This window comes from Candidatus Thermoplasmatota archaeon, from assembly GCA_035541015.1.
Classification (GTDB): Archaea; Thermoplasmatota; SW-10-69-26; order JACQPN01; family JAIVGT01; genus DATLFM01.
In genome coordinates this window covers 1-25,679 of the sequence record DATLFM010000096.1, presented here as the reverse complement: position 1 = coordinate 25,679, position 25,679 = coordinate 1, and the positions used below count along the sequence as shown (strand labels likewise).

General features: G+C 68.9%; 24 protein-coding genes. 19 read left to right on the top strand and 5 right to left on the bottom strand.

Going from position 1 to position 25,679, the window contains the following annotated elements:
• The first annotated feature begins 63 nt into the window (after nt 1-63).
• Entirely contained in the window at nt 64-2,859 is a 2,796-nt protein-coding gene (locus VM681_08980; GenBank protein HVL88118.1) for an FAD-binding and (Fe-S)-binding domain-containing protein, read from the top strand.
• A gap of 29 nt (nt 2,860-2,888) precedes the next feature.
• Here the strand turns inward: VM681_08980 and VM681_08975 are convergent, their stop codons facing one another.
• On the bottom strand, nt 2,889-3,842 hold the full coding sequence (locus VM681_08975) for a transcriptional regulator (protein ID HVL88117.1): 954 nt from the start codon (nt 3,840-3,842) through the stop codon (nt 2,889-2,891).
• A gap of 107 nt (nt 3,843-3,949) precedes the next feature.
• Here VM681_08975 and VM681_08970 point away from each other — a divergent pair, with 107 nt between their 5' ends.
• From VM681_08970 to VM681_08945, 6 genes are all read left to right on the top strand, one after another.
• On the top strand, nt 3,950-4,231 hold the full coding sequence (locus VM681_08970; protein ID HVL88116.1) for a hypothetical protein: 282 nt from the start codon (nt 3,950-3,952) through the stop codon (nt 4,229-4,231).
• Nucleotides 4,228-4,662 carry a PIN domain-containing protein gene (locus tag VM681_08965; protein ID HVL88115.1) on the top strand — a complete coding sequence of 145 codons (435 nt, stop codon included), beginning with the start codon at nt 4,228-4,230 and terminating at the stop codon, nt 4,660-4,662. The genes VM681_08970 and VM681_08965 overlap by 4 nt, the downstream gene beginning before the upstream one ends.
• Nucleotides 4,663-5,665: 1,003 nt before the next feature.
• Nucleotides 5,666-6,736, top strand: coding sequence for a hypothetical protein (locus tag VM681_08960; GenBank protein ID HVL88114.1), 1,071 nt, complete (start codon nt 5,666-5,668; stop codon nt 6,734-6,736).
• A gap of 247 nt (nt 6,737-6,983) precedes the next feature.
• Nucleotides 6,984-12,119 carry a hypothetical protein gene (locus tag VM681_08955; protein HVL88113.1) on the top strand — a complete coding sequence of 1,712 codons (5,136 nt, stop codon included), beginning with the start codon at nt 6,984-6,986 and terminating at the stop codon, nt 12,117-12,119.
• 2 nt (nt 12,120-12,121) lie between these two features.
• Nucleotides 12,122-12,478: a hypothetical protein gene (locus VM681_08950; protein HVL88112.1), complete on the top strand. Its 357-nt coding sequence runs from the start codon at nt 12,122-12,124 to the stop codon at nt 12,476-12,478.
• Between the two features lie 44 nt (nt 12,479-12,522).
• Nucleotides 12,523-12,981, top strand: coding sequence for a hypothetical protein (locus tag VM681_08945; protein ID HVL88111.1), 459 nt, complete (start codon nt 12,523-12,525; stop codon nt 12,979-12,981).
• Here the strand turns inward: VM681_08945 and cysS are convergent.
• The 3 genes from cysS to VM681_08930 are packed head-to-tail and all read right to left on the bottom strand — an operon-like array spanning nt 12,962 to nt 15,179.
• Complete coding sequence (cysS, locus tag VM681_08940) at nt 12,962-14,203, bottom strand: cysteine--tRNA ligase (protein ID HVL88110.1); 1,242 nt, start codon at nt 14,201-14,203, stop codon at nt 12,962-12,964. The two genes, VM681_08945 and cysS, sit on opposite strands and share 20 nt — an antisense overlap.
• Nucleotides 14,200-15,027: a GNAT family N-acetyltransferase gene (locus VM681_08935; GenBank protein ID HVL88109.1), complete on the bottom strand. Its 828-nt coding sequence runs from the start codon at nt 15,025-15,027 to the stop codon at nt 14,200-14,202. Before VM681_08935 ends, cysS begins: the two co-directional genes overlap by 4 nt.
• Nucleotides 15,024-15,179 (bottom strand): high-potential iron-sulfur protein, encoded by a 156-nt coding sequence (locus tag VM681_08930; GenBank protein HVL88108.1) that lies wholly within the window; start codon nt 15,177-15,179, stop codon nt 15,024-15,026. The genes VM681_08935 and VM681_08930 overlap by 4 nt, the downstream gene beginning before the upstream one ends.
• 154 nt (nt 15,180-15,333) lie before the next feature.
• On the opposite strand from VM681_08930, the gene VM681_08925 reads away from it, so the two are divergent.
• From VM681_08925 to VM681_08870, 12 genes are all read left to right on the top strand, one after another.
• On the top strand, nt 15,334-15,792 hold the full coding sequence (locus VM681_08925; GenBank protein ID HVL88107.1) for a 30S ribosomal protein S15: 459 nt from the start codon (nt 15,334-15,336) through the stop codon (nt 15,790-15,792).
• A gap of 23 nt (nt 15,793-15,815) precedes the next feature.
• Nucleotides 15,816-17,009, top strand: a complete 1,194-nt coding sequence (locus VM681_08920; protein ID HVL88106.1) for a hypothetical protein — start codon at nt 15,816-15,818, stop codon at nt 17,007-17,009.
• Nucleotides 17,006-17,242 (top strand): KEOPS complex subunit Pcc1, encoded by a 237-nt coding sequence (locus tag VM681_08915; protein HVL88105.1) that lies wholly within the window; start codon nt 17,006-17,008, stop codon nt 17,240-17,242. The genes VM681_08920 and VM681_08915 overlap by 4 nt, the downstream gene beginning before the upstream one ends.
• A gap of 228 nt (nt 17,243-17,470) precedes the next feature.
• Nucleotides 17,471-17,878, top strand: a complete 408-nt coding sequence (locus VM681_08910; GenBank protein HVL88104.1) for an Lrp/AsnC family transcriptional regulator — start codon at nt 17,471-17,473, stop codon at nt 17,876-17,878.
• Between the two features lie 13 nt (nt 17,879-17,891).
• Complete coding sequence (gene lysW, locus VM681_08905) at nt 17,892-18,053, top strand: lysine biosynthesis protein LysW (protein ID HVL88103.1); 162 nt, start codon at nt 17,892-17,894, stop codon at nt 18,051-18,053.
• Between the two features lie 20 nt (nt 18,054-18,073).
• The gene (locus VM681_08900) at nt 18,074-19,234 is read left to right on the top strand and encodes a homocitrate synthase (protein HVL88102.1); all 1,161 of its coding nucleotides are present in this window, start codon (nt 18,074-18,076) and stop codon (nt 19,232-19,234) included.
• Nucleotides 19,235-20,086 (top strand): lysine biosynthesis protein LysX, encoded by an 852-nt coding sequence (gene lysX / locus VM681_08895; protein ID HVL88101.1) that lies wholly within the window; start codon nt 19,235-19,237, stop codon nt 20,084-20,086. It begins immediately after the preceding gene.
• A 4-nt stretch (nt 20,087-20,090) separates the two neighbouring features.
• On the top strand, nt 20,091-21,134 hold the full coding sequence (argC, locus tag VM681_08890) for an N-acetyl-gamma-glutamyl-phosphate reductase (protein HVL88100.1): 1,044 nt from the start codon (nt 20,091-20,093) through the stop codon (nt 21,132-21,134).
• Nucleotides 21,135-21,147: 13 nt separating this feature from the next.
• The gene (locus VM681_08885; protein HVL88099.1) at nt 21,148-21,942 is read left to right on the top strand and encodes a [LysW]-aminoadipate kinase; all 795 of its coding nucleotides are present in this window, start codon (nt 21,148-21,150) and stop codon (nt 21,940-21,942) included.
• Nucleotides 21,939-23,111 (top strand): aspartate aminotransferase family protein, encoded by a 1,173-nt coding sequence (locus tag VM681_08880; protein ID HVL88098.1) that lies wholly within the window; start codon nt 21,939-21,941, stop codon nt 23,109-23,111. The genes VM681_08885 and VM681_08880 overlap by 4 nt, the downstream gene beginning before the upstream one ends.
• Nucleotides 23,101-24,210 carry a [LysW]-lysine hydrolase gene (locus tag VM681_08875; GenBank protein ID HVL88097.1) on the top strand — a complete coding sequence of 370 codons (1,110 nt, stop codon included), beginning with the start codon at nt 23,101-23,103 and terminating at the stop codon, nt 24,208-24,210. Before VM681_08880 ends, VM681_08875 begins: the two co-directional genes overlap by 11 nt.
• A gap of 49 nt (nt 24,211-24,259) precedes the next feature.
• A complete protein-coding gene (locus VM681_08870) occupies nt 24,260-24,610 on the top strand; it encodes a hypothetical protein (GenBank protein ID HVL88096.1) in 351 nt (116 codons plus the stop codon).
• Between the two features lie 34 nt (nt 24,611-24,644).
• Here the strand turns inward: VM681_08870 and VM681_08865 are convergent, their stop codons facing one another.
• The gene (locus tag VM681_08865; protein HVL88095.1) at nt 24,645-25,469 is read right to left on the bottom strand and encodes an alpha/beta hydrolase; all 825 of its coding nucleotides are present in this window, start codon (nt 25,467-25,469) and stop codon (nt 24,645-24,647) included.
• Between the last annotated feature and the right edge of the window lie 210 nt (nt 25,470-25,679).

Here is a 25,679-nt window from a genome sequence, read left to right as displayed (position 1 = left end):
GCCCGCGCGCGCCTCTATATCTTTAAATACGGTCCTCCTTTTTCCCGACTCGGTCGGCCCCCGATGGACCCCCTCGAAGCGCTCACGAGCCCGGACCGGACCATGAACCGGTACTCGCCCATGGTTTCGGAGCTTCCCGAGGGGCTCAAGCGCGCGATCCGGTTCATCTTCGGCGACGCCGTCTCCTTCGACGAGGCCGACCGCTACATGTACGCGAAGGACCCGTCGGACCTTCCGCGCACAAGCGGTCCCCTGCCCGACCTCGAGAAGGTCCTCCGCACGAAGCCCCACGCGGTCGTGCGCGCGCGCAACCACGGCGACCTCCTCGAGCTCGTGAAGCTTGGCAACCGGTTCAACCTCCCGCTCGTCCCGCGCGGCGGCGGCACGAGCACCTACGGCGCCTCCACGCCCGCCGAGGGCGGCATCTCCGTGGACCTCACGGGCCTGCGCTCCGTCCTCTCGATCGACAAGGAGAAGCGCGAGGTGGACGTCGAGTGCGGGATGAAGCTGTGGGAGCTCCAGCGCATCCTCGAGGCCGAGGGCCTCTCGCTGCGCGTCGTTCCCCAGACGGCGCTTGGCGCCACGGTCGGAGGGGCCATCGGTGCCAACGTGGCCGGCTACGGCAGCGCGAAGTACGGCCGCTTCGGCGACGCCGTGCTCGAGGTGGAGATGCTAAGCGCCGACCAGAAGCTCCGCACGCTTCGCGGCGGCGAGCTCGACCTTGCCGTCGGCGCCGAAGGCTCGACGGGCTTTCTCCTGCGCGCGCGCCTCTCGGTCGTTGCCAAGCAGGAGATCGTTCCCCTGGCGCTTGCCTTCGACGATCTCGAAGGCGCGGCGAAGGCCGCCTCGGTCTTCGCCGGCCGCTACCCCGTCCACAGCGCAAACCTGTACACCTCCTCGTACCTCGAGATGCGCCAGGAGGCAGGCGAGAAGAAGACGATCGCGCCCACGAAGACGGGCCTCCTCCTTGGCCTCTCCAAGGACGACCATGCGCTCCACAAGGACGCGCTCAAGGCCGACGCCGAGCGTTTCGGCGGGCAGCTCCTCGACGACAAGATCGCGCGCGCGGAGTGGGACGCCCGCTTCCACCTGTGGGTCGTCAAGCGCGCGGGACCGAGCCTCGTGCTCGTCGAGACGATCCTGCCGTTGTCCGAGGTCGCGCGCGCCGTGCCGGCCATGCTGGCAAACGTCTCGACGGAAACGCGTGGCGCCTTCGGCCAGGTCGTCGGATCCGGGGAGATGCTCGTCACCGTGGCGATCCCCGAGGACGAGCGGCGGCCCGAGCACGCAACGAGCCTCGGAGAGATGTTCGCGCTCCACCGCATCGCGCGCAAGCACGGCGGCCGCCCGTACGTCCACGGCTACCTGCTCGCCCACGAGGCGCGCGAGAGCCTCCGCGGCCAGCACGAGCTCATCGTCGACTTCAAGGCGAAGACCGACCCGAACGAGATCTTCAACCCGGGCAAGATGGTGCCCGCGCGCATGAAGGGCCTTCCGTTTGCGCGCGTGAGCACGTTCCTTGCGCTCAACGCGCCTCTCATGGCGCAGCTGCGCGGCCTTCTCACGTACCGCGGCCCCGAGCGCGAGGACACGACGCAGCTTGGCGTGCATGCGGCCATCGGGCGCGTCACGGCCGGCGGCGTCGTGGGCTTCCACCACGAGATGACAAGCTGCAGCTCCTGCGGCATCTGCAACGCCGTGTGCCCCGTGTGGTCCGGCGAGCAGATGGAGGGGCAGCTCCCGCGGGGGCACGTCTGGGGCGCAAAGGCCGTCCTCGAGAACGAGGCCTCCGCCAGCGAGCGACTCCAGCTCGAGCACTTCGAGTGCACGCTCTGCGGCCTCTGCGAGGACGCCTGCTCGAGCAAGATCCCGCTCGTCGCGGGCTTCGTGCAGTTCCGGCAGGACCTCGTGGAGACCCTCGGCGCGCTTCCCGCGCACGGCAAGCTTGCGCTCTCGGCCGCGGCCAACGGAAATATCGTCGGCAAGCCGCGCGCCGACCGCGCCAATTGGACCAGCCTGCCCGAGGGCGTCGCGGCGCTCTCGCCCACGCCCGGCGCCGGCACGCTTCTGTTCGCCGGCTGCCGCGCCGCCTACGGCCACCCCGCCTCCGCGCAAGCGGCGGCCAAGCTCCTCGAAGCCGCGGGCGTCGCGTGGACGCACCTTGGCGCCGCCGAGTCCTGCTGCGGCCACACGCTCCTGTGGACGGGCCAGTACGACGCCGCGCGGCCGCACATGGAAGCCAACGTGAAGGCGATCCTGCAATCCGGCGCGTCGCTTGTCGTCACGCCCGACGCCGAGTGCGCGCGCGCCATGAAGACCCACTACGCCGCCGTCGCCAACGAGATGGGCTACGACTGGAACGTGCAGGTCCAGCACGTCTCCGAGGTGCTCGCGCCCCAGGTCAAAAGCGGCCGCGTCGCCGCCACCTCGCCCCCTTGGGGCAAGGTGCTCGCGCTTCCCGCCTGCATGCGAAGCGACGAGGGCGCCACCGTCGCCGCGCTGTCGGCGGTGAAGGGCATGGAGCTTGAGATCGTCCGCGGGAACTGCTGCGGGGCCGGAGGCGGCGTCCGCGAGCAGTACCCGCAGACGGCCGAGCGCATCGCCGCGCGCATCCTCACCGCCGCCAAGGCGCAGGGCGCCTCGACTGTCGTCGGCTGCGCGCCCATCTGCTCGCAGCACCTGGGCGAGGTCAACCGCAAGCTCAAGACCGGCCTTGCCGTGCTCGACGCCCAAGAGCTCCTGGCCCAAGCCGCGGGCCTCCTGCCCAAGCCCGCCGCGCCGGCGGCAAAGCCCGGCGCAAAACCGGCAGCGGAAAAGCCCGCCGCCGTGCCACAGACCAAGGGCGTCGAGACCGCCTGAAATTTTTAGGGTCCTAAAAGTGCGCCGATTCAGTCGACGCGCGTCTTCGTGCGGTCCTTGATCGTCTCGACGACCTTCGCGCGATCGGCCATTCCCTCGAGCTCGGATTGCTCGATCACCGCCACGCCTTCGATCGAAAGGCGGGTTTTTCGCGCGCGCAGCACGAGCACGCCCGGGCGCTCCATCACGCGGGCAAGCGAGGCCACCGTCTGCGCCTTCCCGCGCACGTCCTGCTCGGGCTTGCCCACGCCCGTGAGGATGAGAACGTCCGCATCGCGCGAGAGCGCCTCGAAGGAGCTTCGCTCGGTGGGCGCGACCATGTACCCGAGCCGATCGAGCGTCGCGAGCACTTCCCGCGTCATCGCTTCGCGGACGCTTGCAAGCTCGCGCGCCGGCTCGTCCTTCCAGCGCGCCTTCGAGAAGAGGTCGACGGGCTCGACGAGGGGCTCCTGCAGGAACTCCTCGAGACGCGAAGCGACGTCGACGAGCACCCCCATGCCGTCCTCGTACATGCGGACGGCCCGACGCGACACGCCTGCCGCCTCCGCGACCTGGCCCAGCGAGAGGCTGCGCTGCTCGCGGAGGGCCCGAAGACGCGCGCCGTCCACGTTCACGTAGAAGCCGCCGGGCGCCGCGTACACGAGCGGGGGGACGCCCTCCAGAAGGTGCTCCTGCAGGGTCTCCACCGAGACAAGCGGGATGCCGTGACGAACGTAGGCCACGCCTCCCTCCAGCGGCCCGCCGCTGGAGCGCTCGCCCACCAGAAGCGCGCGCGCTTCGAGGAACTTCGCAAGCGTGCGCATCTCCTGGCCAAGGCTCTCCGTGAAGGCGTCGATGTTCGCCAAGACCTTGACGATGAGAAGCTCGGAATCGCGCCGCGCGACGAGGTCGAAGCTCACGGGCCGGACGGGCGTCTCCTCCGAAAGGCAGTAGCCGGCCTGGGCGAGGACGGCGCGGACGTCGCGGATGAGGTCTTTGCGCATGGGGCAAGGACCCTAGGACCCCGTGGGAGGCTTCAAGCTTTCGAGTCGCCCGCTGGCGCACGATCATGTAGAAAAATATATGTTTGTAGAAAATACTACAATCCTTTGTGGCAACGAGTCCGATCCGCATTCGTGACGAAGACAAGGGGCAGCTTGAGCGGCTTCGCCGCGAGATCACGGCCGCAACCGGAACGCGCCTGCCGCAGCAGGACGTGGTGGGCAAGGCGCTCGAATTTGCGCTGCGCCACCGCGAGCGCTTCCTGGTCGAAGCCGCGTGGAAGCCCCTGACGGCCGCGGAGATCCGCCGGTGGTCGGCAAAGACGCACGCGCTTGGCGCCTGGTCAATCGACGAAATCGACGACATCGTCTACGGAAACGAGGCGCCTTGACCGTCGTCCTCGACACCTCGCTCCTCATCGCCTCCATCAACGTCGACGAGCCCCGGCACCCGGAAGCACAACTGCTCTTGCGCCGCATCCTCGCCGGCGAACTTGGCGTTCCCGTCACAAGCGACTACGTCCTCGACGAGGGCCTCACGCTCCTGCGCAGGCGCCCCGGCCGGAAGGAGGTTTCGCAGGACTACGCGTCCTTCTTCCTCGGCGAGGCAGACTCTCCGCCTCCGATCTCGCTGCGCACGGCCACGCGGCAGGAGATCGAGAAGGCCGCGCGGCTCCACTTCCAGCATTACGAACGAGGCCTCTCCTTCACCGACTGCATCCTCGTCGTCCTCGCGCAGGATCTCGGAGCCACCGTCGCAAGCTTCGACGAAGGGTTCGACGGGATCGTTCCACGGGTGCCGGCGAAGAAGGGGCAGGCGTAGAAACAGGCAAGCATGAGACCAAATTGCTGCGATTTCCAGATAAACCTCAAATAGCCGCGACCGGCATGGGGCGGCGGTGTTCGGGATGGCGTCGGTTGGCGTGCGCGCAATAATGCTTCTGCTTGCGATGTTTGCGGCAGTCGTTGTGCTCGGATTGCCGGAGGCGGGGGCGGCCGCGGAGCCGGCAGTTGGTGTTGCGGTTGGCGAATTCTACTCGTGTGCGCTCATTTCGAATGGAAACGTGCATTGCTGGGGCCTGAACGACAAGGGCCAGTCAGCAGGATATTCGGGTGGGAATGCAGTTGGCGTCGCCGCCGGTCGCTACCATTCGTGCGCGCTTCTTTCGAATGGAAATGTGAGCTGCTGGGGCTACAACGGTCAGTGGCAGTCCGTGGGGTATTCAGGTGGGCTTGCAATTGGCGTCGCCGCGGGTGGGGCTCATTCGTGTGCGGCTCTTTCGAACGGAAATGTGATTTGCTGGGGCTCCAACACTGGCGGGCAGTCCGCAGGGTATTCGGGTGGGAATGCAGTTGGCGTCGCCGCCGGTCACCTGCATTCGTGTGCTCTTCTTTCGAATGGAAACGTGCACTGCTGGGGGCTCAACAGTGATGGCCAGTCCGCCGGGTATTCGGGTGGGATTGCGGTGGGCGTCGCGGCCGGCACTTGGCATTCGTGTGCGGTTCTTTCGAATGGAAATGTGCAATGCTGGGGCTCCAACGATACCGGCCAGTCCGCGGGGTATCCGGGTGGGAATGCAGTTGGCGTCGCCGCCGGCGGCTTCCATTCGTGTTCGCTCCTTTCGAGTGGTAATGTGCACTGCTGGGGCTCCAACGTTGCCGGCCAGTCCGCAGGCTACTCGGGGGGGAATGCAGTTGGCGTCGCCGCCGGTAATGATCATTCGTGTGCACTCCTTTCGAGTGGAAACGTGCACTGCTGGGGTTCCAACAGTCGGGGCCAGTCCACGGGTTACTCCCCGCCGAGCGCGCCACGAAACCTTGAAGCCTTGCCCGGCCCGGGCGTTGACGAAATCACGCTCAAGTGGCAATTGCCTGCGAGCGATGGCGGATTTGCGGTTTCGTCATTCCGTGTCTATCGGGGCGACGAAAGTGATGGCCCATACGACCTCGTCGCCGACGTTCCCGCCGGCAACCTCACGTACACGGACACCAAGCGATCCCTCGGCGTCTATCATTATGTCGTCAGCGCGGTCAACCTCCGCGGCGAAGGTCCTATATCCAACGAAGCGACTGCGTTCGCATTCGGCCCCCGCGTCAAGACCCAGTCCAACCCCGACGGCAGTCTCACCGTCTACGACGACCGCAACGGCAACGGGCAAGCTGACGAGGGCGAGGAAATCGCGCACGTCGAAAGACCGGGTCCCGCGAACGTTACAATTCCCGGTCAGCAAGCCGACGAGTCGATCCCTGAGCAGTCCACGCCTGCGGTGCCGCCGCAGAGCGTGACGACGCCAGGCGTCACGGCGCCGCCCACGTGCTCGGTGCAAGCGTGCGACGAGCCAACGACCGTGTCGGACGAACAGACGATTACGAGTCCGGAGGTGCCGCCGCAAACCATCACGACGCCGTCCGTCCTCATCCCGCAGGTGTGCACGCCGCTCGGATTGGTGTGCGTGGGCCCTTTCACCATTCCCGAGCAGACCGTCGGCCCGACGCCTGGCTTGCCCTCGCAGAATGCGACGGTGCCGGCGATTGTCCTTCCGGCCGTTTGCAGTATGGCGCCGAATGCGTGCTTGCCCGCGACCGAGGTGTTGCCGCCTCAGACGATCGACGTCCCCGGCAATGATCCGATGCCCTTGACGCCGGCGGTTCGGGTGGGCGTCGCAACGGATGACTTCGTTCTCGAGGTTGATCCGCACCTTGGCGAGACGAGCGCTGTTGGTCCCGTCACGGTGGAGATTCCGACGCCGTTTGGGCCGTTCCCCGTTACCGTTTGCGCGAGCACGTGCCCGGCTCCAGTTCCGCCTAGCGCGTCCGCGCAAGGAAGCGTAACGGTCCTGGTCGCTGTCGGCGACGAGGAAAAATCGGTGACGGTTGGGGTGGACGAAGCGGTCTAGGGCGCAGGCCTTGCCCCTGGCCGCCTGCGCCCCGTCTGCAAAGGAGCACGCCCCGCGCCGTTCCGAAACGGTTATTTAAATAGCCCACGCTTGCTCGCGCGTCTTGACGACGGGCGCCGTGCGGGAACCTTTGCCGCTCCTACGAGAAAGGGTATCCTTGGCCGACCCGTCGGACGACCGCGCCGCATCACTCGGGGTGTCTTGAATGGTCTTGGACGCAAGGCGAAGGTCCTTCCTGCTTGTTCTCGTGTTGCTCGGCGCAAACCTTGCCGGTTTGGGCGGTGAGCAGAAGGTCGAGGCGGGCCACGCTGCCACGGAAACGCCCCTTGCCGCCATCCGCGACGTCCGATTCAACCCGTTCCTTCCGCAGGCGGGGGAAACGGTCTCCACGACCTTCTGGGTGGCCAACGAGCACCAGGCCCTGTTCTCGGAGGCCGTCGTAAACGTCTCGTTCCAGTTGGATCCCGACAGCGGCTTTACCGCCCCTTCGAACCGCACGTCGCAGGTGCTTACCCACATTCCCCCGCGAGGCCGACTCCCGGGCACGGGCTTTACCCTGGATCTCAAGAAGATCGAGACAGACGGCGATGGACTGGACCGGGAGGTCTTCTACACAGGCTACGTGAACGTCACGTTCGAGATCGTCAGTTGCACGCAATACCTGAGCCCTGAGGCGAAGGACGCGTCGGTTCCCTGCGAAGCTCGCCACAGCGTCAAGCGCACGTTCTTCATCGGGGGGCGCCCTCGCTTCGAAATCGTTGACGTTGAATGGTACCTGGGCCCCGCGTCGGAGCACGCGCCCTCGAAGTTGATTGGGCGAGACGTCAATGGGTATTGTATCTCGAATTGCGCTCACGTTCACGTCTGGTATCCGACGCAAGCGCAGCCCCCTGTGGACCCCGCGAACCAGAACCCGAACCCCTGCCAAGCCACCCAGCAAGGGCAGGCGCCGCTCAACACCTGCGTCACGCATTTCAATGTGAGTGTCCGCAACGTCGGCACCGCGCCGTTCCTGCACCCCGCTGGTCTGCAATGGGATTCGAGCCTGGCGGGAATCTTCCGCCCCGACAGCGGCGAGGTTTCCCGGGTCGTGTACGTGAACCTCACGCTCACTGACAACCGCACCGGCGAGTCCGTGAAAGCATCCCTCGGATTGCGCAACTGGACGAACAACAACACGGCCGTTTCCATCTTTTCCGGCCCCTGGAACCTCACGAACAAGGGCGGTCTCCACAGCTTTACCGTGACGTTCGACGCGCTCCAGGTGCATAATGAGGTCGTGCCGCAGCTCGAACGTTTTCAAGACGAGGACGAGGACGGAAATACGCCCCCAGTGGACGAGAATGCGTACCCTCACTTCAACGTGAAGGCGCCGCGGCTCATCCCGCATTTGGATCGCCGGGGGACAGGCTCACGCGTGACTCCAGTCGGCCAGAACGTCACGGAGGCCGTTCGGGACGAGGTCATCGCACTGCTCGTGAGCGTTACGAACGTCGGCCACTTTTGCGCCGGTCCGGGCTTGGAAACCGCCGCCGCTGAAAGCGTCACCAACCACAGGTGCTCGAACGACACGTCGCGGCAAACGCGTTTGAACGTGAGCCTCTACATGAATGAAGTGGCGACCGAGAACTACATCCAGTCCTGTTATCTCGATCGCGTGAACGCGAGCGCGACCGTCCCCTGCGTGTTCCCCGGGGCAAGTCCGACGCAACTGCTCTGGAGCGCGCGGGACGGGACCCAGCGGATCCTCGTGCGCATCGACGCCAACGAGACCATCGTCACGCAGAACGAAACGCGCCTGGCTGGGCTCGAGGCCGATCCCTCCACGGACCTGGAGGTTTTCCCCTTCGAGCTTGTCGTCCACGACATCCGCGCTCCCGCGCCTGACGACTTCAAGATCAAGAGCGAGCGCGATCCCGACGGATCGGTCGATCTTCTGGACGTGCGGCCCAACGATTGGATCAACATCACGGGCAACCTCACGGACCTCTCCGGCATCGCGCGGGTGAACCTCACGGTGTTCCGGGGCACGTCGAACGTCGCCGTGTACCATCGCGCGCTCGTCACGCCCGACGCTCCGGTCGGCACGGTGTACAATCTCGCCTGGAACATCACGAACCTCTCGGCGAACTTCACGAACTTCAGCAACGCAAGCGTGCAGCGGTACCGCGTGGAGGTCACGTTTGCCGATCCGGGCGGCAACGCCAACGGAACGAACCTCAACGTGACGATCGTTCCCTACCCGAAGGACATCCTCAACATCACGATCGACAACTGCGAGATCTCGACCACGGTCGACCCGCAGGATCCGTTGTGCTCGCGGCACATGCCGTACCTTGCGCCCACGAACTACACGGGCTTGGGCATGAGCTTCAACATCACGTTCGAGAGCACGAACGCCTCGCTCGGTTTCGTCGGGAACGTCGTCGATCCGGCCGCCTGGCCCAACCGATGGATCGAGATCCGCGATCCCAAGGGCAATCCGCTTGGGCCCATCACGGGCAGCGACGCGGTTCTCAGCACGGGCAACTACACGGTGCTCGTTGGCGGAAGCGTCGGGTGCCCGCTTGCGCCGGAATGCCGGTGGCGGCAGTTCCAGGTCGCGGGGAACGCGCGCGAGCTCACCCAGAACAACACCGAGCAGCTGCGACCGCGCTTCGACTACCCGGGTCGGTACAACCTCTCGATCGTCGTCCGGGACGTGGTCGGCGTGTTCAACCGTTCGGACCTTCCCGCCCCCGGCTCGGCGAATCCCGAATTTGCCGAGCTCAACATCACGCTGTACGACACGCAGCGAGCCCTCCTGCGCTCCGCCACGCACTTGTCGTCGGGCAACGTGAACGGAAGCCTCGTCGGCGGGGATCCCATCACGTTCAACGTCTCCGCCCGCGACAACGTGAGCGTGGAGCGTGTCGAGATCGTGCTCACGCAGCCAAACGGGTCCGTTGTCGTGCTGCCGGTGGGCGAGGAGGTGGCCTTTGGCATCGTGCGCCACGATTCCTGCCGCGGCACGCTTCCGCGCTACGGCTGCGCGGACGGCACGTGGCAGCGCGTCTTTGGAAGCGGCTTTGGCCACCCCTACTTCAACCAGACGGGCCGCTACACCTACGTTGTCCGTGTCGTGGACGCCAACCGGAGCGAGACGCTCTCGACCGATCCGGCGCGCATCGACGTCACGGGCGCGGCGCCCGCCGTCGACGCAAGCGGCAGCGGCACGTGCCTTGCGACCCTTCCGGGGGGCTGCACCCGGCCGTCGCAGGCCGGACGGTACGAGGTCGGAGCGCCCATCCGGCTCGTGGCTCGCGGCACGGCCGGCCTCGACATCGTCGCGGTCACGGCGACCGTCGAAGGCCGGGACGCCGGCGGCACGGTCGTGCACGCCCAGACGTACGACCTCAAGGCAAGCCAGCTCGTTTCCTGCCCCGCGCCCCCCAACTTCGGGCCGTGTTCGGGCACGTGGAACCACACGCTTTCCAGCTTGCCGGCGGGCACCTACACGGTGTCGTTCACGCTGCGCGACGCGCAGGGCCGCGTCGGAAGCGCAGGCGCGGGGACGGCCAACCCGATCACGTTCCGCGTGGACCCCAACCTGCCGCCCGAGTTCGTCGAGCTGTTCCCAGCCCAATCGGGCTTTGGCCCGCGCGTCGGGTGCGCGCCCGACCTTGGCTGCAACGTGGCGGCCCAGCTTGAGGTCTCCTTCAAGGTGCTCGACTTTGGCGAGGGCGGCGGCGTCGAGCGCACGTCGGTGGCCGCAAGCTACCGCGTGGGAAGCGGGGCGATGACGCCGGCGACGGTCGCCACGACGGGCATCGCGGATTGCAACGTCGGCTCGTTGGCGCGCGACTGCTACCTCGCACGCTTCACGGTCCCGGGGCTTGCCCACGGGCAGACCGTGACCGTGAACGTGACGGCTACCGACAAGAGCCCGCAGACGCTCGCGGGTTTCCTCGAATGGAGCTTTGTCGTGGACGACCGGCCCCCCGAGACGGCCGTGCGCTGCACCGCGTCCTTCCCGACGACTTGCCTCGCCGGCGCCGGGCGCTCGAACCTCTTGCGTCCGGACTCGACGATCACGCTGGAGGCCACCGACGGGGCCGCGCCGGCCTCCGGCGTTGCCTCGCTGCGCTGGTCGCTCATGCGCGCGGCCACGGTCCTTGCCACCTCGCAGGACGCACGATCCACGACCGTCATCGGACTTCGCGACATTCCTGCGATCCGTGATCCGTTGCCGTCCGAGCGCCAGGGCAACTACACGCTCGAGTTCTTCGCGACCGACAACGCGACCAACCGCGAGTCGCCCGCAAAGGTCCTGGAGTTCTTCCTCGACGAGCGAGGCCCCACGGTTCGCCAGCCGGTGCGGACGTCGACGGCGGCCGGATGGAACGTGTCCGTGCACGTCGAGGATCCGCAAGGGGGCGTTCGCGAGGTGCGCGTGCACTGGCGACACGGGCTCTTTGGCAACTTCCAGACGCTCCACCTTGCGCCGCCTGCCCGCGCCGACGGATCGGGCATTTGGACGGGCGAGCTCCCGGGGGCGCCCAAGGGCACGGTCGTCCAGTACTGGATCGAGGCGTTCGACAACCTCGGCAACGCGGGAACCTTCCGGACGTCCACGCAGCCGGAGACCTTCTCCTCCGAGAATCACCGTCCGGACGTCGCCATCCTCTCGCCGCGAAACGGCGACGTGGTCTCGGGCACCGTCACGTTGACCTGGTCGGTCCGCGATCTGGACAACGACCCGGTCCAGCTCTCGATCGGCGCGCTTCCGGCAAGCGAGGTGGGAACCGGCGTGCCGTTTTCGATGCGGCGCATCCCGTCACTTGCTCAGGCGCAGCGCGAGCTCGACTACGACGTGTCGGGGCTGGCAAACGGCGTCTGGGCGATCAACCTCACGGCCGAGGACGGTGACGTCGAGAACAACCGCACGTCCGTCCTCGTCCACGTTCGCGTCGAGAATCCCGTCGAGAACGTGACGCTCTCGTTGCGGGACCTCGGACGGTCCGCGCCCGGCGGCGAAACGGTGCTTTCGGCGCGCGTAAACCGCCTCGTCACGCTCGTGGAGGCCAAGGTCTACCGCGAGGGCGCCGGGGCCGCGGAACGCCCCCTCGTGCTGAACCTGACGGACGACGGCGTCCCGCCCGACGAGCACGCGGGCGACCTCCTGTACACGGGCTCCGTGCGGGTCGAGCAGGAAGGACGCTACCGCGCCGACCTCCTCGTCCTCTACGACGACGGCACCCAGCAGCAGGTGCCGGGCGCCTGGACGTTCGAAGTGACGCGGTTTGGCGATCCCATCTCGGGCAACCTCGCTCTGTGGGCCCTCGCGGCGCTCCTGGCTGCGGCCGTCGTGGGCGTCTCGGCGACCGTGTGGCGGAGGCGGTGACGATGGACCTCGCGACGCGAAGGCGGGCCGCGCAGGGCGTGGCGGCCGCGGCGATTGCCGTCATGGTCGGAACGCTCGTGGGCGCGTTTGCAAGCCCGCGCGACGGGGCGGCGTTGGCCGGCCTTGCGATCCTCGTGCTCGCGGCGCTCCTCGCGGCGGCGATCGCGCTGCGGTGGGCTTCCGGTCCCATGGCCCGGCACGCCGGCGCCGCGCGGCGGGCGGCCGTGCCCGAGATCGTCATCCGTTGCCGCTCCTGCCAGGAGGTGTTCGCCATCGCGGACACGGGCTCAAGACCCCTCACCGGGTCGTGCCCGCACTGCGGCGCGATCGGCACCGTGCGGAGGGCAGGGCCGGCATGAGGACCGAAACGCTCATCCGGCCCGCGCCAAATGCCCACGCTGCCATGGTCGCTCAACGAAACGCGCAGGGGCCCGGTCGCGCCGTCGTCGCGATGCTCGTCGTCGCCACGGTGTACTTCCTCTTCGTCCTTGCCCTGGGGATCAACCTCCTGGCCGTCCCCGCGCTGCAGCGAACCGTGTCGCTTGCCGACTTCGTCCTGGCGGGAAGCGTCCTGTTCATGCTCATCATCGTCGCCTTCCTCGTCCTCCTCGTCCGCGGGCGCGGGGCGTCGGCCGCGCAGGCGGCGATCTCCGGCGCGCCCACGGCGGTCCCGACCGTCGTGCGGCGGCGCGGAGACGACGAGTACGTCGTGACGAACGACGAGTTCCAGGGCATGCGCGTGCTCGAGTACAGCCACCCGCCCAAGAGCAAGAACCAGGGCGCCATCTACGCGAAGGCGCTCGTGCCGGTGACGCGGGAGTACGTCTTGCGCGTCGAGGAGATCATCGCGCAGGAGCGATAGGTCCGGACGCGCCCAGCCGAAGGCCAAGGACGCGCTCGACGGATCCGTAGAAGTCCAGCATCGCGCGGGCCGTCGCCCCGTCCAAGAGGTCGTGGCGGCAGAGGCGGTTCACGTGGCGCGAGGCGTCGCGCAGATGCACGATCGCGTGACGGGTGTCCAGGTCGTCCGCGACGGCCTCGAAGAACGCTTGCCGTGAGCCCGCGAGCGCCTGCTCCCGCCGGGCCGGCTTGGCAAGGCAGCAGCGGCAGGCGTCCACGGCGGCCCGGATCTCGGCGAGGAGCGCCCCCGCCTCGGACAGGCGCTCGGGCGTGTAGTCGAGGCTGTCCGGATAGTGCTCGCTCAGGAGGAACAGCCGGATCGCGGAGGCCTCGTGCCTGGGCAGGAGGTCCCGGACGCGCACGAAGTTGCCGGCGCTCTTGCTCATCTTCTGCTGCCACACGGTCACGAATCCGCTGTGCAGCCAGGCTCGCGCAAGCGGCCGGCCCAGCAGGGCCTCGCCCACGGCGGCTTCGCTGTCGTGGTGGGGAAGCTTGAGGTCCATTCCGCCGCCGTGGAGGTCCAATCCCCCGGGCGCGTGCGACATCGCCATGGCCACGCACTCGACGTGCCAGCCCGGCCGGCCGCGTCCGAAGGGACTCTCCCAGGTCTGTCCCCGGCTGTCGTCGCACCGCCAGAGGACGAAGTCCTCCGGGCGTTGGCGATCCGACGGCGGCGCCTGCACGTCCTGGACGACCTCCGAGAGTTTCCAGCCCGAGACGCGGCCCATGCCGCCGGCCCGGGCGGTGTCGAGGTACGTTGAGCCCCCGACCGTGTAGGCAAGGCCGCGGTCGCGGAGGTCCTCCAGGAGAGCGACCATGCGGGAGATGGACTCCGTGACGCGCGGGTAGTGGTGCGCGCGCTGGACGTCGAGCGCGTCCATGTCGGCGAGGAACTCGCGGATCCACCCGTCGGCCACCTCGGCCGGGGGAAGCCCGCGCGCGCGGGCCTGCGTTCCGATCTCCTCCGCCGCGTCGGTGAAGTTCTGGATGTGCAGCGTTTGGCGGCCGCGGAATTCGAGGACCCGCCGCACGACGTCGAAGAATACGTACGTGCGCGCGTGCCCGAGGTGCGCATGGTCGTACACGGTCGGCCCGCAGACGTACATGCGGATCGGATCGGAGGGCGGGTCGAAGGGCTCGATCCGGCGCGTGGCCGTGTTGTAGAACGAAAGCGTCGCGATCACCCCTTCTCCAGCGCGCACAGGCCGTAGGTTCGCGCGAGGTCCATCCGGTGGTTTCCCCGGACCATAAGAACGGTCGGGAACCGCTCCTCGAGGCCCCGTCGCAGCAGCATGCGCCGGGACGCTTCGCGGTGCGTGGGAACGGTGGCCTCCAGGTTTGCCACCGGGACCCGTGAGAGGGCCGCGTCGAGCAAGGCTTCCGCCGTGGCGTCGTCGTCGGCGATCCAAGGGCCAAGCTCGCCGCCCGCGGGTCCGGCCCGAAGGAGCACGTACCCCCGAACGCGCGCGCCGTCGCGCGCCACGAAGAGCCCGTCGGGAAACTCCTTGGCCAGCCGGGAGAGCAGGGCGGAGCGGTCCGCGCCAAAGGCGCGCCGGTCGTACGCGACGACGTCGGCCACGTGCGCGGCTCCCCGCTCGACGCCTTCTGCCTTCGAGGCGGCTTGCGCCGGGCCCGCGAAGGTGGCGCAGGGCCCCTCGGCGCGGAAGCCCAATCGTAGGTACAAGGAGCGGGCCGGAAGCACGCTGCAGAGGCGAACGCTGCGACCTTGCCCAAAGCGCAAGAGCGCGTGCTCCAGCATGGCCTGCGCGACCCCCTTTCCCCGCTGCGCCGGCGACACCACGACGTTTCCAATCCAAGCCAGCCGGTCGTGCAGGAGGACCGTGAGACCGCCCACGAGCCGCCCCTCGAGCCACGCTGCGATCCCCCCGCCGGGAAGCTCCAGCAGGCGCTCCAGGTCCCGGGGCTCGAAGAGCCAGCCCTCCGCGTGCAAGAGCGGGAGGAACGCCGGAGCGTCCGCCTTCCCGAGCGCCTCGATGCGAACCGTCAACCCATCCCCTCGTCGCACCGGTGGTTCCCAAACGTGACGAACCGGGCGTCGCCGCGGCTCTGCTTGATCTGGCATGGGCCGTACTCGTCGTTCTCCGCGCCGTACCACAAGCGGCAATCGCGGCAATGCAGCGGCGCGCCCGCTTGGTCCATCGACCGCCCATCCGGCCGCGCCCGCATAAGGTTCTCCTTCCGCCGGGCCGCCCCACCGGCGGCTTTTTATAGGGATGCCGCGGTGGCGATGCGCCACGCGTCTGTCGGAGGATCGGCTCGACCGGTCCGTGCCGTCATGGCGGAGGAAGAGCGCATGGTCCAAAAGGCAAAGTCCACGGAGCCCCGGCCCGCAAGCCGGGCGGGCAAGCAAAAGAGCGGCCTTCCCGCATGGGCGGGCGTCGAGAAGGGCGAGATCGAGGGGCTTGTCGTGAAGCTCGCGCGCGAGGGCAAGCCCTCGGCCGTCGTCGGCATGATCCTGCGCGATCAGTACGCCGTGCCAAGCGTCAAGGCGGCCACGGGCAAGACCGTGACCGAGATCTTGCAAGGCGCCGGTCTCACGACGGAGCTTCCCGAGGACATGGTGAACCTCATGAAGCGCGCCGTGGGCCTGCGCTCGCACCTTGCCACGCACCCCAAGGACCGCCACAACGCGCGCGGCCTCCAGCTCATCGAGAGCCGCATCCGCAAGCTCGCGTTCTACTACAAGCGACAGGGACGCGTCCCCGCCGATTGGAAGTACTCCAGCGCCCAGGCCAAAATCGTCGTCGACTGAGGCGGTCGGCGCCCGGGGGGACCGTGAGCCTCGATCCGCTGGCCAAGCGCGCGGCCGCCGCGGCGGCCGAGACGGGGTTCGTCCACCTCGAAGCGACGGGAAGCGCCGACGGGATCCTTGCCGCCGCCGTGCTCGCGCACGCTCTCGATCGCGCGGGAATCCCCTTCGCGGCGCGCTTTTCCGACGCTCCGGGCGCCCAGGCCGTCGAGCCGGAGAGCTTCCGCTTCGTGCTCGACGCCGCGCCGGCCGCGGCCTCCCCGCCCGACCGGACGCTCTGGATCCACCGGGGCCTTGCCGGCGACGCCGACGGGTCGGAGATGCACCCACGCCTGGGAGGGTACGACGGCTCGACGGAGGCCTCCGTCGCCGCGCTCGCATGGCTTGTTGCGCGCTACCTTGGCCGCACGGAGCCGATCGAGGGCGCGATGGCGCTCACGGGGGCGTTTGCCTGCCGCCAGCATCTGCCCGAGCTTGCCGGCCTGCACGCCGCGCTCGCGCAGGAGCTTGCGCCCGCCCTCGTTCTCTCGCCCGCCGCGCTCCTTGCCGAGCCGCGGCCCGAAACGCTAGCGTCGTCGATCGACCCGTACCTTGCGGGCATCGGCGGGAAGGCGCGCGCCGCGCGGGCCCTCCTCGACGAGGCGGGATCCGAGCTTGCCTCCGCGCTTGCGCTTCGGCTCGTCGACCAAGGCGCATCCGCCCGCGCCATCCTCGCCGCCCACCGACCGCGCCTTCGGTTCGCGGAGCAGGATCTTGGGACCCTCGCCTTCCAGGTCGAGGCCGCCGCGGCCGCCGAGGGACCCGAGATCGCCCTGGCGGGCCTTCTTGGCGAGTCGTCCGCGCGCGAGCGGTTCGTCTCCGCCGGCGAGGCGGCGGTGGCCGAGACGCTCGCCGCCCTCGTCCGGGTCGAGACGCAGGCCCGGTCCGCCGGGGGCCTCCTCGTGCTTCGCGACGGCGGCCGCCTGGCGCGCCTTCGAGCCGCGCTTGCAAGCGACTACCTGTGCGCGGCGCCCGTGCTCGCTCTGGGGGCAGGGCGCGCGTGGCTTTTCGCGCGAGCCTCGCACGCCAAGCCGGGGCTTTCGGCAGTCGTGGCGGCGCGGGAGGCGGCACGGGCGGTGGGGGGCGCGGCGGAAGGGACCGATCTTGAATCCCGCGCGCGCGTGCCGCCCGGGGCCGAGGAGGCCTTCGTCAAGGCCGTCGAGGGGGCGTTCCCCCCGTGAGGGCGTCCGCCCACGTGGTGCTGACGGCGGCAAGCGAGAGCGCCGCACGGGCGATCGTGGCGGCCCTGGGTCCGGACAACGGAGGGTTCTTGCGGGCGCGCGCCGAGGGGACGCTCGTCCATCTGGAGGGCGACGCGCCCCGCATCGCGACGCTGCTTTCCACGCTCGACGACGCGCTCGTGTGCGCGGCGGCCGCCCTTGGTGTCCACGAGCGCACCGCGGGCGACGCGTGAAATTGTTCCTTGGCGAATGGCTTATAGGGAAGGCGGCCGAGAACGACAAGCGATCGCTTGGGATTCTTTGCTTCCGTCCGGGCGCACTACGCGCGACAGGAACTGATCCAGAGGCTTGTCCGCGAGAGCCAACGGAAAGTTCGCGATTGACGTCGTTTCACGAAAACCTATTTATATAGCATCTGCGTTCTTCGCGCCTGCTTCGATGGAATTCGAAGCGGTGCGCTCATGGACGATCTGGACGCGAAGATCCTTGCCATCCTTTTGCGCAACGCGCGCGAGCCCTTCGTGAACATCGCTTCGAAGGTCGGTACGAGCGAGGGCACCGTCCGCGCGCGCGTGAAACGCCTCCTCGACGACGGCGTCATCCGGCAGTTCACGGTCCGCACGGCCGGCCGCGGCGTGAAGGCGCTCGTGGAGGTCAAGATCGCCGCGAACGTCAACACGGGCGATGTCTCGGCGAAGATCGCCGGCTGGGACTCCGTAGAGCAGGTCTGGGAGGTGGCCGGCGAGAACGACATCGTCGTCCTCGTCGACGCTTCCTCGACCGGACGGCTCAACGAGGTGGTGGAGCGCATCCGTTCCCTTCACGAGACGGCGGGAACCCAAAGCCGTCTCATCCTCAAGGAGCTTTGAAGGAGGCACAAGCATGAGCGAATGCGTCGAATGCGGAGCCGCGGTGGCGGTCGAGAATCCCACCGAAGGCGAGATCGTGGACTGTCCCGACTGCGGGGTCGAGCTTGAGGTCCGGGGGCTTGCCCCGCTGGCCTTTGCCCTTGCCCCGCAGGAAGCCGAAGACTGGGGCGAGTAGCCGCCAAAGGGAGACGACGGATGGTCAAGGTCCGGATCAACGATTCCACGCTGCGCGAGGGCGAGCAGACGCCCGGCGTGAGCTTCACGGGCGCGCAGAAGGTCGCAATCGCCAGGGCGCTTGCCGACGTGGGCGTGGACTACATCGAAGCCGGCCACCCCGCCGCCTCGCCGCAGATCGCCCAATCCGTGCGGGAGATCGCCTCGTTGGGCCTTCCGGCGGAGATCCTCGCGCACAGCCGCGCCCTCCGACGGGACGTGGACGCCGCCGTGGAGACCGGTGCGGACTGGGTCGGCATCTTCTTCAGCGTGGCCGACGCCCGCCTGGAGGCGCAGTTCCGCAAGGACATCGACGCGGCCGAGTCGCTCGTCCGCGACGTCGTCGCCTACGCGAAGAGTCACGGCCTGCGCGTCCGGTACACGCCCGAAGACACCGTTCGCAGCGACCCGCAGAAGGTGCTTCGCGTGGCGCGCGCGGCCGTCGAATCGGGCGCGGACCGCATCGGAATCGCGGACACGACCGGCCACATGATCCCCGCCCGCACGGCCGCGTTCGTGCGGTGGCTCCGGGCGGAGCTTCCGCCGCGCGTGCAGCTGTCGATCCACTGCCACGACGATCTCGGCATGGCGGTGGCCAACTCGATCGCGGCCGTCGAGGCCGGCGCGGACGTCGTGGACACGTGCGTGAACGGCCTTGGCGAGCGAACGGGCATCGCCGCGCTTGCGCCCACGCTCGTGGCGCTGCGGCTCAAGCTTGAGGCGCAGAACCCCTGGAGGCTTGACGCGCTTCCGGCCGTCTCCCGGCTCGTCGAGGAGCACAGCGGCGTCCCCGTGAGCCCCCAGGCGCCCATCGTCGGCGCAAACGCGTTCACCCACAACGCGGGCCTCCACGTCTCGGCCGTCCTTCTCTCGCCCGAGCACTACGAGTCCATCCCGGCCGCGCTCGTCGGTCGCACGAGGCGCATCGCCGCGGGCAAGCTCGCCTCCCGCGACGCGATCCGCTACCGCCTGCTTGCGCTTGGCCTTGCGAAGGAGGAGGTCTCCGAGCGCGAGGTCGAGCTCATCCTGGCGGCCGTGAAGCGCCGCAACCTCGCCGACGTGGACGACGAGACGCTTCGGAGCCTCCACGCCGTCGCGCACCTGTCGCGCGAGGCGCACACGCCCTTTGCAGGAGGCGCGTAGATGCCCTCGCTTGCCATGCTCTACAGCCGCATCCGCATGGACGAGAAGATGATCCTCGAAGCGGCGCGAGAGCGAGGCGTCGAGCTTGCCAAGATCGACGACCGGGAGCTTGTCCTCGACATCGACGCAAAGAAGGTCCCCTACGCCTACGACGCTGTGCTCGAGCGCTGCATCAGCCACAGCCACGCCATCTACGCGCTTCGGTTCTTCGAGCACTACGGCATTCCGTGCGTCAACTCCTACGAGGTGGCGCGCATTTGCGGGGACAAGGCCGAGACGTCGATCGAGCTTGCGCGCCACGGCGTTCCCACGCCCCGCACGCTTGTCGCCAACGACCCGGAGACCGCGATGAAGGCCATCGAGCGCGTCGGATATCCGGCCGTGCTCAAGCCCGTCGTCGGAAGCTGGGGGCGCCTGATCGCCAAGGTCGACACGCCCGAGGCCGCGCAGGCGATCCTCGAGCACAAGTCCACGCTCGGGTCGTACCTCCATTCCATCTTCTACGTGCAGGAATACGTCCGCAAGCCGGGCCGCGACATCCGCGTCTTTGTCGTGGGCGACGAGGCGATCGCCGCGATCTACCGCACGAACCCCCACCACTTCATCACCAACACGGCGCAGGGCGGCACGGCCTCGAACTGCCCGGTGACGCCCGAGCTCGCCGAGATCGCGCTTGCGGCGGCCAAGGCCGTGGGCGGAGGCGTGCTTGCGCTTGACATCATGGAGAGCGAGCGGGGCCTCCTGTGCCACGAGGTCAACTACACGATGGAGTTCAAGAACAGCGTCGCCCCCACGGGCGTGGACATCCCGGGCCGGATCGTGGACCACCTCGTCGACGTCGCCAAGCGGTGAGCGCATGACGCTCGACGTCGCCATCGTCGGCGCCTCCGGCTACACGGGAGGCGAGCTCCTCCGGCTGCTGCTTGGCCATCCCGACGTCCGCGTCGCGAAGGTCACCTCGAACCAGTTCGCCGGCGACCGCGTCGCGTCGGTCCACCCCAACCTGCGCAAGCTCACCGACCTCAAGTTCACGCAGCACGAGTCCGTCGAGTCGGCCGACGTGCTGTTCAACTGCTCGCCCCACGGCGCGGCCATGGACAAGATGGAAACGTACCTCAAGCGCGCCGCCAAGGTGATCGACCTCTCGGCCGACTTCCGGCTGCGCGACCCCGCCGTCTACGAGCGATGGTACTCGTCCAAGCACCGCGCCGCGCCTCTCCTGTCCGAAGCGGTCTACGGCATCCCCGAGCTCCACCGGGAGGCGATCCGCGGCGCGCGCCTCGTCGCCACCGCCGGCTGCATCGCGACGAGCGCCATCGTCGCGCTGTACCCGCTGTTCAAGGAGGGGCTGGCCCGCGGGAACGAGGTCCTCGTCGACTCGAAGGTGGGATCGAGCGCCTCGGGTCGAAGCTCGGAGCCCGGCTCGCACCACCCCGAGCGAAGCGGCGTGGTGCGCCCGTACGCCCCCGCCGGCCACCGCCACCAGGCGGAGATCGAGCAGGAGCTTTCGATGCGCGCGCCCGCTCGGGTCCACTTCACCGCGCACGCGATCGAGCTTGTCCGCGGCATCTCCACCACGAGCCACCTGTTCCTGGCAAAGAGCCTGGACGAGAAGGAGATCTGGAAGGTGTACCGTGCCCACTACGGCGAGGAGCCGTTCGTGCGGATCGTCAAGGAACGCTCCGGCCTCTACCGCCTGCCCGAGCCCAAGCTCCTCGCGGGAACGAACTACGTCGACGTCGGCTTTGCCCGCGACCCGCACAGCGAGCGTCTCGTCGTCGTGTCGGCCCTCGACAACCTCGTCAAGGGAAGCGGCGGACAGGCCGTGCAATGCATGAACCTCATGCACGGACTCGACGAGACGACCGCCCTCACGTTCCCGGGCCTGCACCCGAGCTAGGAGCCCCCGATCCATGACGCTTGTCGTGAAACTCGGAGGGGCGGCGGGAGCCGATCCCGAGCCGGTGCTCGCCGACCTTGCCCGTCGACGCGACTGGATCCTCGTCCACGGCGGAAGCGACGACGCCAACCGGCTGGGCGAGCGCCTCGGCCACCCGCCGCGGTTCGTCCAGAGCCCCTCCGGGCACGCGTCGCGCTTCACCGACGCCCAGACGCTCGAGATCTTCACCATGGCCTTGGCGAACCTCAACGCGCGGCTCGTGGCCAGCCTGCGCGCGCTTGGCGCCAACGCGATTGGCCTTTCCGGCGCCGACGGCGGGCTCCTTGTCGCCCGCCGCAAGGAAACCGTCCGCGCCGTGGAGAACGGGAAGACGGTCCTCCTGCGCGGCGACCACACGGGCGTCGTGGAGGACGTCAACGTGGCGCTCCTTTCCACCTTGCTCTCCGCTGGCTATGCGCCCGTCGTGACGTTGCCGGCCGTCACGCGCGAGGGCGTGCTCGTCAACGCGGACGGAGACCGCGTCGCGGCCCGCATCGCCTCGGCCATGAAGGCGCAGACGCTTGTCGTGCTCACGAACGTGCCCGGGCTCCTCGAACGCGTCGACGACCCGGCGTCGCTCGTTCCGCGCTTCACGCGGGCCGAGTTCGACCGGTACGAGGCCTTCGCCGCCGGCCGCATGAAGAAGAAGCTCCTTGGCGCCCGCGAGGCGATCGAGGGCGGCGTGCCGCGCGTCGTGCTGGCAAGCGCCAACGTCGAGCGGCCCGTCGAGAAGGCCCTCGCGGGCGAGGGAACGGTGATCCTGCCGTGACGTCGTTCCGCGAGATCGTCTCGCGCGAGGACGCGCACGAGTCGGGCGTCTTTCCCAAGCGTCCGGTCGCCATCGTTCGAGGGCAGGGCGCCCGCCTGTGGGACGTTGACGGCAAGGAATACATCGACGCGGGCGCAAGCTACGGCTGCATGAACGTGGGCCACGGGAATCCCGAGGTGCTTGCGGCCTTGCGCGAACAGTCCGAGCGCCTCGTGTACGTGCAGCAGACGCTCTACACGCCCCAGCGCGCCAACCTCCTCGAACGGCTCTCCACGCTCTCGCCCGGCCTCACGCGCTCGTTCCTCTCGAACAGCGGCGCCGAAGCCGTGGAGGCCGCCATCAAGTTCGCCCGCGCCCACACGGGCCGAGCCGGCGTCGTGGCCGCCAAGCGCGGCTTCCACGGCCGCACCTTGGGCGCCCTCTCGGCCACGTGGAAACCCGAGTACCGCGAGCCCTTCGAGCCGCTGGTTCCCGGTTTCTCGTTTGCCGCGTACGGGGACGAGGAGGCGCTCAAGCAGGCCGTCACGCGCGAGACGGCCGCCGTCCTCCTCGAGCCCGTGCAAGGCGAGGCGGGCGTCGTCGTTCCGCCTCCGTCGTACCTTCGCGCGGCCGCGCAGATCGCGCACGACGCCGGCGCGCTCCTCGTGCTCGACGAGATCCAGACGGGGCTTGGACGGACGGGGCGTCTCCTCGCGCGCGAGCACTCGGGCGTCGAGCCCGACATCGTGTGCCTGGGCAAGAGCCTCGCCGGCGGGCTTCCGGTCGGAGCGACCCTCCTGCGGCCCGAGATCTGCACGCTGCCCAAGGCCGCCCACGGCAACACCTTCGGAGGGTCCCCGCTCGTCTGCGCGGCCGCCAACGCAACGTTCGCGTACCTGCTGCGGGAGCGGCTGTGGGAACGTGCCGCCACGCTTGGCGAGCGCGCGACAAAGCAGCTCTCCTCCATCGACTCCGGCAAGATCCGCGAGGTCCGCGGCGTCGGGCTCATGCTCGCCGTCGAGCTTCGCGAGAAGGCCGGACCGTTCCTCAGCGCCATGATCGAGCGCGGCGTGATCCCGCTTGCCGCCGGCAGCACGACCATCCGGCTGCTTCCGCCGCTTGTCGTCACCGAATCGGAGATGGATCGCGTCGTTGCGGTCGTCCGGGACGTGCTCGCCGATGGCCGTTGACGCTCGCGCGCTCTCTCCGCCACCCGATCCCGTCGACATGCTCTGCCGTCTCGTGGCGATCCCAAGCCCAACCGGTCAGGAGGAGGCCGCGGCGTCCTACCTCGTCGAAGCCATGCGCGCGCTTGGCTTGAAGGCCGGACTCGACGCGGCCGGCAACCCCGTCGGCATCGCGGGGCGCGGCGACCGCGAGGTTCTGCTCGTGGGCCACGTGGACACCGTGCCCGGGGACATTCCGGTCCGGCTCGAAGCGGGCGTGTTGCACGGGCGCGGCGCCGTCGACGCCAAGGGCGCTCTTGCGGCTTTCGTCGCCGCCGCCTCGCGCTTTGTCGACTCGCCGGAGCTTCGCGTCGTCGTCGTGGGCGCCGTCGGCGAGGAAGGCGACAGCCGCGGCGCGCGCCACCTCGTCGACTCGGGCGCCTACGATCCCGCGGCCATCGTCGTGGGCGAGCCTTCGGGAACCGACGGGATCACGATCGGCTACCGCGGCGCCGTGCGGCTCCTCTACCGGGTCGAGACCGAGGTCGCCCACGCGGGCGCCGCGCACACGAGCGCGCCCGACGCGGCGATCGACTTCGTGAACCGGCTGCGGCAAGCCCTCGACGCCTCGTCGACGCCGCGGTTCGACGCCGCCGGCGTCACCGTGAAACGCCTGGAAACGCGAACCGACGGGCTGACGACGTCGTGCGAAGCGCTCGTGGACGTCCGGACGCCGCCAGGCGTCCTCCCGGACGCCGTCAGGGAGGCGGCGGAGAAATGCGCCGCCGTGGGCCGAGCCGTCGTGCTGGACGCCGAAGAGCCCGTGCTCGCGGGCAAGAACAACGCGCTCGTGCGTGCGTTCCTCGCCGCGCTTCGGGCCGAGGGCCTTGCGCCCCGGTTCGTCAAGAAGACCGGCACAAGCGACATGAACCTCCTTGCGCGCGCCTTCCCAGGCTTGCCCATCCTCGCCTACGGCCCGGGCGACTCGCGGCTCGACCACACGCCGCGCGAGGCCGTCTCGACGGAGGACTACTTGCGGTCCATCCGCGTGGTCGAGGGCGTGCTGCGGAGGCTCGCGAAGCCGGCGACGGGCGAGGGGAACCGGCCCGGCGCCCTACGATGAACATTCATCGCAGGGGGGTTTTTATAACCGCAGCCCGCTGGGGACCGCGATGGCCGAGGAAGGCTCGATCCCCCGCATCATCAAGGGCGGCCTGCGCGACATGGTGAGCGCCGAGGACCTCATCCTCGAGTCCTTCCAAGACCTCGTGCGTGACGAGATCAAGCGCCGCATCCGCGAGCAGCTCGACGCCGACCCGGAGCTTCGCGCCGAGTTCCGCGCGGCCATCGGCATGTTCTTCGAGGCCAAGGTGCAGGAGGCCTACGCGAGCCTGAAGCTGGCCAAGGCCGGCGCCAAGCTTAGCATCGAGATGCTTCCCGAGGACCTTCGCAAGGAGCTCTCGCGCGAGGTCATGGCGACCGTCGAGAAGGAGCTCGGACGGCTCCTCGAGAAGACGCTTTGAAGCGGACCCGTGCCTGCCGCCGTCGCGCGACCCGCTAGCGTCCGCCGGCGTTGGCTTGGACGAAGCCCGCGAGCGCCTGGACGTAGGCGTCGGGGTGCGATAGCTGCGGTGCGTGGCCGGCGCCCTCGAAGGCGTGCCGCTTGGCCTGCGGCAGCGCCTTTGCCAGACGATCGAGGACGGCCGCGAAAAACGGTGGGCTCTGCGTGCCCTGCGAGAGCACCACGGGTCCAGGGTAGCGCGACAGCGCGGCAAGGTCGATCGTCAGGCTTTGGGGATCCCGGCGCTCGTTGCGCCACGTCGCCGCGTTGCGGACGAACGTGTCGCGGACCCGCGCCGGGAGCTTCTCCCATTGGCCGGGGCCGAAGGCGACCGTCTCCACGAACCGGCGCGCGCCGGCCACGACGTCTCCCTCGTCGAGCAGCTGCTCCACCGCCTGCATGCGTCGACCGCTCTCCTCGAGCATCGGCGCAAGCTGCGCGTCGTCGGCAAGCAGGCTCACGGCCGGAGGCTCGTGCACGAAGAGGCCGGCGAAGGCGTCGGGCCGAAGCGCCGCCGCCGTGAGCAGGATGACCGAACCGTAGGAGCTTCCCGCGGCAAACGTCGGCGCGAAGTCGAGCGCGTCCACGAGCGCAAGAAGGTCCTGCGCGTTGCGCACGCGCGGGCCCGAGGTGTCCAGTCCTTCGCTTTGGCTGTGGCCCCGGCGATCGTAGGCCACCGTGCGGAATTGCGCCGAGAGTCCGGGCACGACGAGATCCCATCCGTGGTGGTCGCTCCAGGAGCCGTGCACGAACAGGATCGGCGTGCCGCTTCCGCGGTCCTTCACGAACAGGCGCACGCCGTTGGCCTCGACGAGGGGCATGCGGCGGCATCGACCGACGCCCCGTTCAATCTTCCGCCCGACGGTTGGCGCTAGGTCGAAGGCGTCGTGGCGGTTCCCGCGTATTCGTCGATTGCCATCGTCTTCAGCCGTCCGTCCTTGAACGCGCGGATCGAGTGGACGGCCGCCGTGGCGGCGGCCATGTTCGTGAGGTAGGGGATGTTGAGCTCCACGGCCAGGCGCCGCATCATG

Coding starts and splice junctions, on each gene's coding strand:
- VM681_08980 (HVL88118.1), top strand. CDS start 64: ATGGACCCCCTCGAAGCGCTCACGAGCCCGGACCGGACCATGAACCGG.
- VM681_08975 (HVL88117.1), bottom strand. CDS start 3,842: ATGCGCAAAGACCTCATCCGCGACGTCCGCGCCGTCCTCGCCCAGGCC.
- VM681_08950 (HVL88112.1), top strand. CDS start 12,122: ATGGACCTCGCGACGCGAAGGCGGGCCGCGCAGGGCGTGGCGGCCGCG.
- VM681_08945 (HVL88111.1), top strand. CDS start 12,523: ATGGTCGCTCAACGAAACGCGCAGGGGCCCGGTCGCGCCGTCGTCGCG.
- VM681_08930 (HVL88108.1), bottom strand. CDS start 15,179: ATGGACCAAGCGGGCGCGCCGCTGCATTGCCGCGATTGCCGCTTGTGG.
- VM681_08925 (HVL88107.1), top strand. CDS start 15,334: ATGGTCCAAAAGGCAAAGTCCACGGAGCCCCGGCCCGCAAGCCGGGCG.
- VM681_08910 (HVL88104.1), top strand. CDS start 17,471: ATGGACGATCTGGACGCGAAGATCCTTGCCATCCTTTTGCGCAACGCG.
- lysW (HVL88103.1), top strand. CDS start 17,892: ATGAGCGAATGCGTCGAATGCGGAGCCGCGGTGGCGGTCGAGAATCCC.
- VM681_08900 (HVL88102.1), top strand. CDS start 18,074: ATGGTCAAGGTCCGGATCAACGATTCCACGCTGCGCGAGGGCGAGCAG.
- lysX (HVL88101.1), top strand. CDS start 19,235: ATGCCCTCGCTTGCCATGCTCTACAGCCGCATCCGCATGGACGAGAAG.
- argC (HVL88100.1), top strand. CDS start 20,091: ATGACGCTCGACGTCGCCATCGTCGGCGCCTCCGGCTACACGGGAGGC.
- VM681_08885 (HVL88099.1), top strand. CDS start 21,148: ATGACGCTTGTCGTGAAACTCGGAGGGGCGGCGGGAGCCGATCCCGAG.
- VM681_08875 (HVL88097.1), top strand. CDS start 23,101: ATGGCCGTTGACGCTCGCGCGCTCTCTCCGCCACCCGATCCCGTCGAC.
- VM681_08870 (HVL88096.1), top strand. CDS start 24,260: ATGGCCGAGGAAGGCTCGATCCCCCGCATCATCAAGGGCGGCCTGCGC.
- VM681_08865 (HVL88095.1), bottom strand. CDS start 25,469: ATGCCCCTCGTCGAGGCCAACGGCGTGCGCCTGTTCGTGAAGGACCGC.